We start from the raw sequence: 14,432 nt of genomic DNA, 5'->3' as shown, positions 1-14,432 counted from the left end.
GGTTTTAGATCAAGGTTTCGGCGTGTTCGCCGACATGCACGCTCCGCATTGGAGCGCTCCGCCTCCCTGGCGCACCACTACAAAGCAAAACCTGTACCAGCCATTCCCGTCATCTGTTACAGCAATTGGAATGAACCTTCATTAATAGGCCATACTCGAAACCCATTATTGCCACCCCTACGGAGAACACCATGGCTCGCCCGACAGCAGAGAAAGCCCAGGACATTTTGATGGCAGACTTCCAGACACTGGTCGCAGACACGGAAAAACTGCTGGCGCACACGGCGTCTCTGGCCGGAGACCAGGCCGATGAACTGCGCGACCAGATTCAGGACAGCCTGTTGCGTGCCCGGGAAACCCTGGCCCTGGCCGAAGCCGCCCTGCGTGAGCGCGGTAAGGAAGCGGTGGTCGCGACCGAGGAATACGTGCAAAACAACCCATGGCAGTCGGTGGGCATCGCCGCTGGCGTGGGCTTCCTGCTGGGTCTGCTGGCTACAAGGCGCTGACTGATATGACGTTGGAAACAGGTCCGTCCGAGAGCGATCACACCTCATCGCCGCGCCGTCTGGGTGCAGCGTTTCTTGGGTTGCTGCACAGCCACGTCGAGTTGTTCGGTATTGAACTGCAAGAGCAGAAAGCCCGCACCGTCAGCCTGTTGCTGTTCGCCGGCCTGGCACTGGTTTTTGCCCTGCTTCTGCTCATCGGCCTTTCCGCATTGCTATTGATCGTGATGTGGGACAGCTACCGCCTGACGGGCATTATTGGGCTGTGCGTGTTCTATACCTTGGCCGCGCTGTTCTGCGCTCTGCGGCTGAGGTCTGCGATCTTCGATGAATCTTCGCCGTTTCATTCCACCCTGGAAGAACTGGCCAATGATCGTGAGCGACTGATGCCATGAGCCACCCTGATTCGCCTCAAACCCATAATCGCCGCGAGTTGCGCAAGGCACTGATCCGTCTGCGCATGGAAATGCATCGCCAAGAGATTCGTCACGAATCCGCCCATCTGATGCGCCCTCTGCACCGCATGCGCGGCATGGCCCACGATTTCCCCGGCTCGCTGGGCATCAAACACGCGCCGCTCTGGGGGATCGGTATCGTTTCGCTGCTGGGATTTCTCACCGGTAAAGGCGCGCGCAGCAAGCGCAGCGGCAGCGTCACACGGCTGATCAAACTGAGCGCAAGCCTCATGCCCATCATTAGATTGATTCTGCAAACGTCCGGTCGCCGCCCCTGAGCTGGCCATTTGGCTGCATTCTTGCAAACAAACCTGCCCGCGCCCTGACTCGATAGTCACACCGAGTCAGGGCGCGTTTTTTTGCTTGAACAACAAAGCCAATAATTTCTGAGGAGGCCATGTGATCGATGGGCAACCGCTAGCGTGCTTTCAGCCGTTCATCGATACCGCCACCGGCCGTATTGCAGGTATAGAAGCGCTGGGCCGCCTGTTTCAGGAGGACGGTCGCTTGCTGTCTGTCGGTCCCCTGTTCGCTGACCCCAAGCGCCCGGCCATCGAACTGCGCCGCCTGGATCGTCTGATTCGTGACGATGCGCTCAGTCGCTTGCACGAAGCACCGAGCGACTGGTTTTTAAGTCTGAATATTTCTCCACGTTGGATCAGCCGCCTGCGTCCGGGCCAATCGCTGCCCAGTCTCAAGCAGTTGCAACAGCATGGCATTCCCGCACAACGTATCGTGTTCGAGATCACCGAACTGGGCGGCGACAGCCAGCGCCTGAGCGACGTCGTTGCTCGCTATCGTGAAGCTGGCGCACGAATCGCCATCGACGACTTTGGGGCGGGGTACTCCCAACTCGATCGCGTCCTTGCGTTGCAGCCGGACATTCTCAAACTCGACATGCGGCTGTTTCAGGCCGCGGCCAGAGGCGGCCCCAGCAGCGACGTTGTCAAGGCGCTGGCGCAGATGGCCGAAAAAACCGGCTGCTGGATCATCGCTGAAGGCGTCGAGACCGAAGCCGAGCTGCATTTCGCGCTGGAGTGCGGCTCGCGCTATGTACAGGGATTCCTCTTTGCCCAGGCCGAGCAGGACTTTTTTGCGGCCGACGCGTTCGTCGACCGCTTCGCTGAATTACGCGACCGGTACGTGATGCAGAAAGTCGTGGAACGAGAGCGCCTGATGAACCTGCGCAAGCAGTTGAGTCAGCTCATGCATCGGCTGCAAGGCTGGGCCGAGGGCGAAGCTCCGCTGAGCGACTTGCCGGACGTGCAGGACTACCCTTGGTTGCTGCGCTTCTATCAATGCGATCGTCACGGCACCCAACTCACCCCCAATCTGGAGTGGCGCAACGGGGCCTGGCTCGCGGATACCCGCTATCTGGGCCACAACTGGTCATGGCGCCCCTACTTCTATCACCTGCTCGCCGAAGGCTGGCATGAGCGCCGCCTCACGCTGTCCAACACCTACCGTGATGCCACCAGCAACCAGTATTGCCTGACGGCAGGGCAGTTTTTCGACAACGGCAAACGCCTGCTGCTGATTGACGTTGACGCTGCAGGCTTTTGACGGCGCGAGACCGACATCTTCTGCTTGCAGCACGCGGAGCTAAACGGGAAGCTAGGCCAGTAATCACCCGATGGAGTACCGGCCTTGGATTGGCAAACCCTGCTCACCCGCGAGCGCCTCGGCAAAACCCTGCACAGCCCGGAAGAACTCGGGCGCAGCCCGTTTCACAAGGACCACGACCGCATCATTTTTTCCGGTGCGTTTCGTCGTCTCGGGCGCAAGACGCAAGTCCACCCGGTCACCAGCAACGATCACATTCACACACGCCTGACCCATTCACTGGAAGTCAGCTGTGTCGGTCGCTCGCTGGGCATGCGCGTCGGCGAAACCCTGCGCAGTGCCCTGCCCGACTGGTGCGATCCCAGTGACCTGGGCATGGTCGTACAGTCTGCCTGCCTGGCTCATGACATTGGCAACCCACCGTTTGGCCACTCTGGCGAAGACGCGATCCGAAACTGGTTCAAGCAGGCTGCCGGGCGCGGCTGGCTCGACGCGATGAACGACGTCGAGCGCAATGATTTCCTCAACTTCGAAGGCAACGCCCAAGGCTTTCGCGTGCTGACACAACTGGAATATCACCAGTTCGAAGGCGGTACACGCTTGACCTACGCCACGCTCGGCACCTACCTCAAATACCCGTGGACCGCTCGCCACGCCGACTCACTGGGCTACAAAAAGCATAAATTCGGCTGTTACCAGAGCGAGCTGCCCATTCTTGAACAGATCGCAACCAAACTCGGCCTGCCGCAAATCGAAGAACAACGCTGGGCTCGCCATCCTCTGGTGTACTTGATGGAGGCGGCGGATGATATCTGCTACGCGCTGATCGACCTCGAAGACGGCCTGGAAATGGAGCTGCTGAACTACCCGGAGGTCGAGTCGCTGCTTCTGGGGCTGGTGGGGGACGACCTGCCGGACACCTATCGCCAACTCGGGCCAGACGATTCTCGTCGCCGCAAACTCGCCATCCTGCGGGGCAAAGCCATCGAGCACCTGACCAATGCCGCCGCCCGGGCTTTCGTCGAGCAACAGGACGCCTTGCTCGCCGGCACCCTGCAGGGTGATCTGGTGGAGCACATGCACGGCCCGGCCAAACGATGTGTCTTGAGCGCCAAGGACATGGCGCGAAAGAAAATCTTTCAGGACAAGCGCAAAACGCTGCACGAAATCGGCGCCTACACCACGCTGGAAATCCTGCTTAACGCGTTCTGTGGTGCCGCACTGGAGCAATACGGCGGACATACCCCGTCGTTCAAGAGCCGACGCATCCTGGACCTGCTCGGGAACAATGCGCCCGATCCCGGATGGCCACTGCACACGTCGTTTCTGCGGGTCATCGACTTCATCGCAGGCATGACCGACAGCTACGCCAGCGAGATGGCCCGAGAGATGACCGGCCGTTCAAGCCCAGTCTGAGCGAATTTACCTAATGCGACAGGCCCGAAATCCCAAGGGTGATCGGGCTTTTCTTTTCAGCGCTTCCGGAAAAGAAAACAGCATCTTCAGAAACGTCCTACACGCGACCAAGACAAGTCCTATCGCCCCCTCCGGGCCTCTAACGAATAATCCGCCCGTCCCATCGCGGCGCAGGCACATCCGTCAACCGCCCAGCAGCCGCCCTTCACTGCATACGCCGAGCGCCTCACCCTGCACAAGCGCCCGGCCCTTTCGCCTCGCCTGGAACCTGCCGATGCCCAAAGACATGCTTCGAATTCTACTGGTAGAGGATCATCCCTTTCAGCTCATCGCATTGCAGATCCTGCTCAACAACCACGGATTGTACCGGGTGACCCCCGCCCTGAATGCCGAGGACGCCCTGACGGCCATGGAGCGAAGCGAACAGCCTTACGATGTGCTCCTCTGCGATCAGCGTTTGCCAGACATGAAAGGCATCGAACTGATCGAGATCGCCAGTCGACGCAATCTCGTACGCCAAGCGGTGTTACTCAGTGGCCTTGAGGACGCTCAATTGGTCGATATCCAGCGGGAAGCGTTCGAAAGAGGCCTCCCATTACTGGGGTGCCTGAGCAAACCATTGAATACACTTGAACTATTGCGGCTTATTTCATTCTCACCAAGTGACTGCTGAGTCCTGCCTGACATCTCATAGCCAGTTGCAATGCAACCGCGACAATTAATGATGCCTTTATTCCTAATAAAATGCCGTTAGCAGCGGCAGGGTTCATCGCATCAAAAAAACGCCGCGTTTATTACGTGTAGTACCAAACTGATGTAAACGTAGGAATATTCCCAATCGAAATAAACGCACTTTATCTTATAACTTTTTTCGCTCAGAATCGGTGCCGCTTTTTAAACACTCAGTGAACGGGCCGAGTATTGGCGTACGGCAATACTCTGATTTTTGTAGGATGTTTCCTATATATAACCACTGCATCGTTCTGCTCATGTGCACCTTCACGCTTCTGGGATAAGGTGCGCGTCTTCTTCGCTGCCTGCTATGGATTGAATTATGAACTCAGTTTTTATCATCGATGATCATCCTGTCATTCGCCTCGCGATCCGTATGCTGCTCGAGAATGAAAACTACGAGATCGTCGGCGAAACGGATAACGGCGTGGACGCGATGCAGATGGTGCGCGAGTGCATGCCTGACCTGATCATTCTCGATATCAGCATCCCGAAACTGGACGGACTCGAAGTACTGGCCCGATTTAACGCCATGAATCTTCCGTCAAAGATTCTGGTACTCACAGCGCAGGCGCCCAGTTTATTTGCAATACGCTGTATGCAATCGGGGGCCGCGGGATATGTATGCAAACAGGAAGATCTCAGCGAACTGGTCAGTTCGGTCAAAGCTGTCCTCTCTGGCTACAATTACTTCCCGAGCCAGGCACTGGGTGCGTCCGCACATCAGGGTGGCGACCCCAGCGAGCTGGAGCGTTTCAAACTGGTCAATGACCGTGAACTGATGGTCCTTCAGCTCTTCGCCCAAGGACGAACAAACAAGGAAATCGCCAAGGGAATGTTTCTCAGCAACAAAACCGTCAGTACGTATAAGACTCGCCTGATGCATAAACTGAAAGCCAGAACGTTGGTAGAACTTATCGAGATGGCAAAACGCAACTCGCTAGTGTGAGAAAGAGGATGCCGAAAGAGTTAAAGGACTACGGGACACTGGTCGTACTGGCATGTTTGAGCCTCGGCGCTCAGGCAGAAACCGGTGCGACCGAACGCTATACCCTGCTGAGCCGCTCCAATCCTGCGCACATGGAGGTGACGCTGGATCGGGTTCAGTGGCAGTGGGTACGCAGCAAGCGCGAATTGATTCTGGGCACTTCCGCACCGGATTATCCGCCGTTCGACATGACCCTGACCGGTCGCGATTACGAGGGCTTCACGGCTGATTACATCGGTATCGTCGCCCGGGCGCTGGATCTTCCAGTCAAGGTGCTGCGCTACGACACGCGAGATCAGGCCATCGAAGCACTGCTCAAGGGCGACATTGACCTGCTCGGCAGTGCCAATGGCTACGAAGCCGCCGCCCAGAAAATCAGGCTTTCATCACCCTACGCCGTGGATCAGCCCGTTCTGGTGACCCGAACCGGTGAAACGCGCGGACTGAATGATGGCCTCAACGGTCTGCGCCTGAGCATGGTTTACCATTACCTTCCGCCCGAGGAGATCAGCACCCTCTATCCCAAGGCTCGACTTCAAACGTTCCCCTCATTTCAGAGCGCCATCAACGCTGTGGCATTCAATCAGGCCGACGTATTCCTGGGCGACGCGATTTCGACACACTATGTGATCAGCAAGGGTTACCTGAATAACGTACAGATGGCCAACTTCGGCAAACACGAACCCAACGGGTTCAGTTTTGCCGTGAAAGCCGATAACACCCAACTCCTGGACATCATCAATCAGGTACTCAAAGGCATCCCCATCGAAGAACGCATTGCGATCTCCAAACGCTGGGGTGCCGGTGCAGACATGTTGCTCACCGATCAGAAACTGCAACTGACCCAACGCGAGGAACGCTGGATCGCTCAGCATCCGACCGTTCGCGTGGTGATCAATGACGCGTACGCGCCCTTGACCTTCTTCGATGCCAGCGGCAACTTTCGCGGCGTGACAGCCGACCTTCTGGACCTGATCCGGCTGCGAACCGGACTTCGCTTCGACGTCCGCCATGCACCCAGCATGGCGGACATGATGAATCGGCTCAATCAGGGGCAAGCCGATCTGATCGGCGCCATGGTGCCCAGCGACGAGCGTGAAAACCGGTTCAGCTTCAGCCGCCCTTACATGGACAATGCCTTCGTCCTGGTGACACGCAAGGAACCTTCAGGCCCGTCCAACCTGGACCAACTGGAAGGCAAACGCGTCGCGCTCACCCTCGGCAGCCCGATCCTGGAAACCCTGCAACAGAACCATCCGCGCATTTATCCCGTGGAGGTAGACAACCCCGTCCAGGCCCTGGACATGCTCGCCCACGGACGAGTCGAAGGGGCAATTACCTCCTTGTTCAGCGCCAGCTACTTCATCGCTTCCCGTGCCGCGCAGGATACGCTGCAAATGCGTGTCACCGTGGGCCGTGACCCTGCCCGAATCGCCATGGCGACGTCCCGCAACGCCACCGAACTGAGCAGCATCATCGACAAGGCGCTGTCGAGCATTGCGCCGGAAGACCTCGCCGTCATCAACAATCGTTGGCGCACCTACATGCCCGCCGGTAGCGGCGCCTGGCAGGATTACCAACTGCTGGTCTATCAGATCGTCATCGGTGCCGGCCTGCTCCTGCTGGGTTCGCTGGCATGGAACGCCTGGATGCGGCGCCAGATCAAGCAGCGCGAAAAGGCCGAACGGGCGTTGAACGATCAGTTCGAGTTCATGAGCGCGCTGGTCAATGGCACGCCCCATCCGATCTACGTCCGGGATCGCGAAGGCCTGTTGCAAATGTGCAACGAGAGCTACCTGACCGCGTTTTCCGCACAGCGTGAAGCGGTGATCGGAAAAAGCATTCTCGATGGGGTCCTGAGTGATGCCCAGGAGGCCAGAGAATATGTCGAGGACTATCACCAGGTCATGGCCGACGGGGAACCACTGATTCTCGACCGTTCTCTCCACATCGGCGAGCGGTCGCTGACGATTTACCACTGGATCCTGCCTTTCAAGGATTCGCTCGGCAAGGTACAGGGCATCATCGGCGGCTGGATCGACATCAGTGAGCGCCGACAACTGATTGAGGAACTGCAAACGGCCAAGCAGCAGGCCGACGACGCCAACCGTGCAAAAAGTACCTTTCTGGCGACCATGAGCCATGAAATCCGTACCCCGATGAACGCTGTCATCGGCATGCTGGAGCTGGCGCTCAAGCGCGCCGATCAGGGCCAACTGGACCGTCCTGCCATCGAGGTTGCCTACAGCTCGGCCAAGGATCTGCTGGAACTGATTGGCGACATCCTCGACATCGCACGGATTGAATCAGGTCGCCTCACCCTAAGCCCCGAACGGGCCAATCTGCGACAACTCGTGGAGTCGGTGGTCCGAGTATTCGACGGATTGGCGCGTCAAAAAGGCCTGACGCTGCAACTGGACCTGGACAGCCGAATCAATCTCGACGTCCTGATCGACCCACTGCGGTTCAAGCAGATCCTCTCCAACCTGATCAGCAATGCCATCAAATTTACCCCTAGCGGGCAGGTCCGCATCACGCTCCAGGCCGATGACGCTGCCACCGACCAACACATTCGGCTATATGTCGTCATCCAGGACAGCGGTATCGGCATCAGTCACGAGGATCAGGCGCGGTTGTTCGCCCCCTTTGCCCAGGCCGACCACGGCGGGCAACTGGCGCGAACCGGCGCCGGCTTAGGCCTGGTCATCTGCCGCAGCCTGTGCGAGATGATGGGAGGAACCCTGACCCTCGACAGCCAGCCTGGCGATGGTACTCGGGTAGAGATGACGTTCGATCTGACCTCACTGGAACCACTGGTCAGCACACCCGTCACGAAGGATCCTACCGATGACCACGAAGGCGCACTCGATATTCTGGTCGTCGACGATCACCCCGCCAACCGTCTGCTGCTGTGTCAACAACTGGAGTTTCTCGGGCATCGCTGCGAAGTGGCCGAACAAGGCGCTCAGGGGCTGGAGCGCTGGCAGGCGCGGCATTTCGATCTGGTCATCGTGGACTGCAACATGCCCGTGATGAACGGTTACGACCTGACGCGGGCGATCCGCGCACACGAGCGCCACATCGGGCAGACGCCCTGCTCGATACTGGGGTTTACCGCCAACGCTCAACCCGAGGAAAAACAACGTTGTCGCGAAGCGGGCATGGATGACTGCCTGTTCAAGCCCATCAGCCTGACCGCCCTCAACGAGCGCCTGTCTCGCATCGCGCTCCTCCCCTCGAAAAAGGAGACCACCGTGACACCTTCCCCCTTTGAAATGGACAGTATTCTGGCATTGACAGGGGACAGGCCGGAAATGATCGAACACCTGATCACGCAACTGATCAGCAGTTGCCGAGACGATGCGAAAGAACTGGACGAGGTCATTGCACGCGCAAACCGTCAGGAGATCCACGACATCGCTCACAAGATCAAGGGCGCGGCACGGATCATCAGCGCCAACGAAGTCATCGAGTTATGCACGCAGCTTGAACAAGGGTGTGACAACGGCGTGCCTGCAGCTGTTATCGAGCAATGTGCGCAGGCGTTGAAAGCCGCCATGCTGACGTTGGAACAGGCACTATTGCACAACCCTCGTTGACCGGCACAACGCTCGTCAGTCCGGGTGGTTCAATGGTTAATGCATCATGTTGTATAGTCCCCCGAGAAATGCCTACTCCTCTCGGTGAACCATGTCCTACCCACTCGATGCCATCAATCACACCTATCTGGGTAGCAACGTATACGCCCAGTTGCGTAATGCGCTGATCACGGGAGGGCTCAAGCCCGACGACCGATTGCGCATTCGCGAACTGGCCAGCCAGTTGGGAACCAGTGTGACGCCGGTGCGGGATGCCATCCTGCAACTGGCCAAGGAAAAGGCACTGGTGCTGAAAACCCCGAAAGACATCCGCGTACCGGTGCTGGACAGCGCCGCCTATCTGGAAATCCGCACACTGCGTCTTAACCTTGAGGGGCTCGGGGCCGAAACGGCTGCCCGCACTGCGACCAGCGCGGACATTCAACGTGTCGAGTCCAACATTCAGTTGAACCTTGAAGCCATCAACAACAATGACCTGACCGAGGCGCTGCGCCTTAACAGCGATTTCCATTTCCTCATCGCCGATACCGCCCGCATGCCGGTGCTGCGTGGCTACATTGACAGCCTGTGGATGCGCGCCGGTCCCCTGATCGCCCAGGCTTACGCACACTTCTCGCTGACAATGGCCATCGAACACCATCAAGAAGTGCTTCACGCCCTGCGCAATCAGGACCCGGCGGCGGCACGGCACGCGATCCAGACCGACATCCTTGATGGCAATCAGAAGATGCTCGAATTCATCGCCGTCAGTCAGGAAGCCCTCTGCGAATAAACGTCCCCTTGCTCTACCCTATTGACACCGAGCACTTACAAAAAACATGATGCATCAAACTTCACAATCAGTGAGTGTGCTCATGAGCGACAAAAAGAAGCTGTTGCTGACCGGTGCCAGCCGAGGCATCGGTCATGCCACCGTCAAGCATTTCAATGCAGCAGGCTGGGAAGTGTTTACCGCTTCACGGCACGACTGGGTGAGCGAGTGCCCTTGGGCTGAAGGCTTGCTGAACCACATCCACCTGGACCTGGAGAACATCCAGAGCGTCAGCGACAGCCTCGCCGATATCAAGGAAAGGCTGGGAGGACGACTGGACGCACTGGTGAACAACGCCGGGGTCTCGCCCAAAGGTCCGGAAGGCAGCCGATTGGGTGTGCTGGAAACCGATTATGCGACGTGGGTGCAGGTGTTCAACGTCAACCTGTTTTCCACGGCACTCCTTGCCCGAGGCCTGTTCGATGAATTGAAAGCCGCCAAGGGCAGCATCATTAACGTGACCTCCATCGCAGGTACAAAGGTCCACCCATTCGCGGGTGCCGCCTACTCCACCTCCAAGGCTGCCCTTTCAGCGCTGACTCGGGAAATGGCCTACGATTTCGGACGCCATGACATACGCGTCAATGCCATTGCCCCCGGCGAAATCGACACCTCGATCCTCTCCCCTGGCACCGCAGAGATGGTCGAGCGGCTGGTGCCAATGCACCGCCTGGGCAAACCCGAAGAAGTCGCATCACTGGTCTATTTCTTGTGCACCAGCGGTGCGTCCTACGTGAACGGCGCAGAAATCCATGTCAACGGTGGTCAGCATGTCTGAGACGGCATCATCGACACCCCATTGCACAAAGCTCATGACCACCGAAGTGCCGGAAGTCAGCCTCCAGCAAGCGCAGGAGATCGCCCTGACGCAGTACAGTCTGAGAGGTCCGATCAAGCAGCTCAATGGCGAGCGCGATCTGAATTTCCTGATCCGCGATGACCGTGGCGCCTTCGTGATGAAGTTCGTGAACCCGGCCGAAGCCTCCGAGGTGACGCGGTTTCAGACTGAGGCGCTGTTGTTCATCGAGCAGCACGGCAACCACTTGCCTGTTCCCCGCGTGCTGGCGGCACACACCGGAGCGTTCGAACCCAAGGTGCAAGTCGGGGAACAGATCCTTACGTTGCGAACGGTCAGCTATCTGGACGGCATCTCGCAAAATCTCGGCACCCCCAGCGTGGCGCTGATGCATCAACTGGGCAGCACGCTGGCACAAGTCAACCTCGCTTTGAACGGCTTTCATCACCCCGCCGCCCACCGATATCTGCTGTGGGACGTGGGCCACGCCGAGCGTGTACGCCCGCACCTGCACTGCCTGGACGATGAGCAACGCCCGCTTGTCACCACCCTCCTTGACCGCTATGAGGCGCAGATCAAGCCATTGCTGCCCACCCTCAGAAGCCAGGTGATTCACAACGATCTGAATCCGCACAACGTGATCCTCGACCCCGAGACCGGCACCCGCGTGGCCGCCATCATCGACTTTGGCGACGCACTGCATGCGCCGCTGGTCAATGAACTGGGCACTGCGCTGTCCTATCAGTTCGACGCCAGCGCGCCGGATCCGCTGTGGCAAATCAAGGCGTTCATCGCAGCCTATAACGCCCACATCCCGCTGCTACCGCAGGAGCTGGACATACTGGGCGACCTGATCGCCATGCGCATGGCCATGGCGATCACCATCGCCCAATGGCGCGCTTCGCTTTACCCACAGAACCGCGAGTATGTGCTGCGCAACCTGCCCGTCACCTGGCGCAACCTGCAACGGCTGATGGCCCTGCCGGACGGCGTGCTGACCCAAAGCCTGATCGATGCTTGCAAACCGGAGGCCCTGTGAACCCTGACACCACCCAGCTTCTCGCCCGTCGCCAACAGGCATTGGGCGCCAGTTATCGACTGTTCTATGAGGAACCGTTTGCGCCGGTCCGTGGCGAAGGGGTCTGGCTGTACGACAAACACGGCACCCCCTACCTCGACGCTTACAACAACGTGGCGTCCATCGGCCATTGCCACCCGGCCGTGGTGCAGGCCATCGCCGAACAAAGCGCGCAACTCAACACCCACACCCGTTACCTGCACCCGTCCATCGTCGATTACGCGGAGGACCTGCTCAGCGAATTTCCTGCGCCGCTGAACAACCTGACCATGACCTGCACCGGCAGCGAAGCCAACGATCTGGCGCTGCGCATTGCCCAGTGCGTGACCGGCGGAACCGGCGTGCTGGTCACCCGCTGGGCCTACCACGGCGTGTCCAGCGTGCTGGCCCAACTTTCCCCGTCTTTAGCCACCGGTTTGCCCACCGCGCCTCATGTACGGCTGGTGGATGCACCGGACGCGTATCGGGGCAACACCTTCGTGCACAGTGTGAAGTCGGCACTGGCCGACCTTCAGGCACACGGAATCAGACCCGCCGCATTGCTGGTGGACGGCATTTTCTCCAGCGACGGCGTGTTCAGCCCGGTCAACGGCGAGTTGGCGCAGGCCGCACAACTCATGCGCGAAGCCGGTGGGCTGTATATCGCCGACGAAGTGCAACCGGGGTTCGGTCGCACAGGGGCACAACGCTGGGGTTTCCAATGCGACACCGTGATCCCTGATCTGGTGACCCTCGGCAAACCCATGGGCAACGGCCATCCGGTCGCAGGCGTGGTGGGCCGCTCCGAGCTATTCGATGTGTTCGGTCGCCAGCAGCGCTATTTCAATACCTACGGCGGCAACCCGGTGTCCTGCAAAGCAGCCCAGGCCGTGCTGAATGTGCTTCGCGAGGAAAACTTGCAAGCCAATGCACAAACGATTGGCGAATACCTCAGACACGGGCTGCGAACACTTGCCGCACGTTATCCGGCCATCGGCGATGTGCGTGGTCAAGGTCTGTTCATCGGCGTCGAACTGATCGACTCCCCCGCTACACGCGCTCCGGCGACCCAGATTACAACGGCCGTGGTCAACGGCATGCGCCGCAGACAGGTGTTGATCAGTGCCACCGGCCCGCGCGGCAACGTCCTGAAGATTCGCCCGCCACTGGTGTTCAACCGTGAGCACGCCGATCTGTTGCTTGAGCGGCTGGACGCGACCCTGACCGACCTGCACTGAACCCGCCCGCGCGTCCCGAACTGGGGCGCACGGCACAGCGGCGGTGCACGGCAACGACCGAAAACACCAAAGCAACGCAGATAACGACGCAAAAATCAGTGGCACAGTTCCTGCTTTAAACATGATGCATCATGTTTTTAAAAGCTAAAGGGGAGAATGTGAGATGACCCATAGCAGCGCAGACGCCTTTGTCAGTTTCCGGGGCGTGGAGAAAAGTTACGACGGTTTCAAGACCGTGGTGAAGCACCTCGATCTGGACGTGGCGCAAGGTGAATTTCTGACCCTGCTCGGCCCGTCAGGCTCCGGCAAGACCACCAGCCTGATGATGCTCGCCGGTTTCGAAAGCCCCACCCAAGGCAAGATTTACCTGGAAGGCAAGGCGATCGAGAGCGTCCCTGCCCATCTGCGTGGCATCGGCATGGTGTTTCAGAACTACGCACTGTTCCCGCACATGACCGTCGCCCAGAACATGGCCTTCCCGCTGGAGGTACGGCGGATGAATCGCCACGACATCCAGTTCAAGGTCAAACAGGCGCTGGAGATGGTACGTCTCTCGGACCTCGCCAACCGCTACCCCGCCCAGCTTTCTGGCGGTCAGCAACAACGCATCGCGCTGGCCAGGGCACTGGTGTTCGAACCCAAGCTGGTGCTGATGGATGAACCGCTGGGTGCACTGGACAAACAACTGCGCGAACAAATGCAGCTGGAAATTCGCCGCCTGCACCGCGAACTCGGCCTGACCGTGGTGTTCGTGACCCATGATCAGTCCGAAGCCCTGACCCTGTCCGACCGTGTCGCGATCTTCAACGATGGCGTAATTCAGCAGGTCGACACTCCACAGGCGCTGTACGAGCGCCCGGCCAACACCTTCGTTGCCACGTTCATGGGCGACACCAACGTCTTGCCCGGCAGCCTTGATTCGCTGGGCGCCGAACGCTGCCAGGTCAGGCTGGATGCCGGTCAGCAGGTCTTCGCCCGCAGCACGCCTGGTCTCGTAAAAGGCAACCGCACTTCGCTGTCGATCCGTTCGGAGCGGGTCATCCTCGACGGCGACACCCGTTATGACAGCCGCCTGCCCGGCCGCATCGAAGAATGCATCTACCTGGGCGACCACGTGCGCATTCGATTGCAGGTCGGCGACAACAACGATTTCAACGTCAAGGTCCCGATCGCCCAGATGCAACCGGTCTGGTGTGAAGGCCACCACCTTTCTGTCTGCTGGCATAGCGCTGATGCATCAGCGCTGGACGCCTTGCCTGCGTAAACCCTCAACC

The 14,432-nt window shown here is 59.0% G+C and carries 13 protein-coding genes; all 13 read left to right on the top strand.

Annotated features, from left to right (window positions below; all coding sequences use genetic code 11):
• Positions 1–191: 191 nt before the first annotated feature.
• The 13 genes from ACI2KB_RS11755 (at position 192) to ACI2KB_RS11695 (ending at position 14,422) form a co-directional block, all read left to right on the top strand.
• Positions 192–506, top strand: a complete 315-nt coding sequence (locus ACI2KB_RS11755) for a YqjD family protein (RefSeq protein ID WP_404634611.1) — start codon at positions 192–194, stop codon at positions 504–506.
• Between the two features lie 5 nt (positions 507–511).
• The gene (locus tag ACI2KB_RS11750) at positions 512–898 is read left to right on the top strand and encodes a phage holin family protein (protein ID WP_404634609.1); all 387 of its coding nucleotides are present in this window, start codon (positions 512–514) and stop codon (positions 896–898) included.
• Complete coding sequence (locus ACI2KB_RS11745) at positions 895–1,236, top strand: hypothetical protein (protein WP_404634607.1); 342 nt, start codon at positions 895–897, stop codon at positions 1,234–1,236. Before ACI2KB_RS11750 ends, ACI2KB_RS11745 begins: the two co-directional genes overlap by 4 nt.
• 121 nt (positions 1,237–1,357) lie before the next feature.
• The gene (locus tag ACI2KB_RS11740) at positions 1,358–2,521 is read left to right on the top strand and encodes an EAL domain-containing protein (RefSeq protein ID WP_404634605.1); all 1,164 of its coding nucleotides are present in this window, start codon (positions 1,358–1,360) and stop codon (positions 2,519–2,521) included.
• Positions 2,522–2,605: 84 nt separating this feature from the next.
• Positions 2,606–3,937, top strand: coding sequence for a deoxyguanosinetriphosphate triphosphohydrolase (locus ACI2KB_RS11735; RefSeq protein ID WP_404634603.1), 1,332 nt, complete (start codon positions 2,606–2,608; stop codon positions 3,935–3,937).
• Between the two features lie 274 nt (positions 3,938–4,211).
• Positions 4,212–4,610 (top strand): response regulator, encoded by a 399-nt coding sequence (locus ACI2KB_RS11730; RefSeq protein ID WP_404634601.1) that lies wholly within the window; start codon positions 4,212–4,214, stop codon positions 4,608–4,610.
• 381 nt (positions 4,611–4,991) lie between these two features.
• Positions 4,992–5,618 carry a response regulator gene (locus tag ACI2KB_RS11725; protein WP_404634599.1) on the top strand — a complete coding sequence of 209 codons (627 nt, stop codon included), beginning with the start codon at positions 4,992–4,994 and terminating at the stop codon, positions 5,616–5,618.
• Between the two features lie 8 nt (positions 5,619–5,626).
• Positions 5,627–9,256, top strand: a complete 3,630-nt coding sequence (locus ACI2KB_RS11720) for a transporter substrate-binding domain-containing protein (RefSeq protein WP_404634597.1) — start codon at positions 5,627–5,629, stop codon at positions 9,254–9,256.
• 91 nt (positions 9,257–9,347) lie between these two features.
• Positions 9,348–10,028, top strand: a complete 681-nt coding sequence (locus ACI2KB_RS11715) for a GntR family transcriptional regulator (RefSeq protein WP_404634595.1) — start codon at positions 9,348–9,350, stop codon at positions 10,026–10,028.
• An 82-nt stretch (positions 10,029–10,110) separates the two neighbouring features.
• Entirely contained in the window at positions 10,111–10,845 is a 735-nt protein-coding gene (locus ACI2KB_RS11710; protein ID WP_404634593.1) for an SDR family NAD(P)-dependent oxidoreductase, read from the top strand.
• Positions 10,838–11,902, top strand: a complete 1,065-nt coding sequence (locus ACI2KB_RS11705) for a phosphotransferase (RefSeq protein ID WP_404634591.1) — start codon at positions 10,838–10,840, stop codon at positions 11,900–11,902. Before ACI2KB_RS11710 ends, ACI2KB_RS11705 begins: the two co-directional genes overlap by 8 nt.
• Positions 11,899–13,158, top strand: a complete 1,260-nt coding sequence (locus tag ACI2KB_RS11700) for an aspartate aminotransferase family protein (RefSeq protein WP_404634589.1) — start codon at positions 11,899–11,901, stop codon at positions 13,156–13,158. The genes ACI2KB_RS11705 and ACI2KB_RS11700 overlap by 4 nt, the downstream gene beginning before the upstream one ends.
• Positions 13,159–13,321: 163 nt before the next feature.
• Positions 13,322–14,422: an ABC transporter ATP-binding protein gene (locus ACI2KB_RS11695; protein WP_404634587.1), complete on the top strand. Its 1,101-nt coding sequence runs from the start codon at positions 13,322–13,324 to the stop codon at positions 14,420–14,422.
• Positions 14,423–14,432 lie beyond the last annotated feature (10 nt).

The organism is Pseudomonas sp. NPDC088444, assembly GCF_044900175.1.
Taxonomy (GTDB): Bacteria; Pseudomonadota; Gammaproteobacteria; order Pseudomonadales; family Pseudomonadaceae; genus Aquipseudomonas.
The sequence above is the reverse complement of the archived record's forward strand: the minus strand, read 5'-3'. Positions and strand labels throughout refer to the sequence as shown.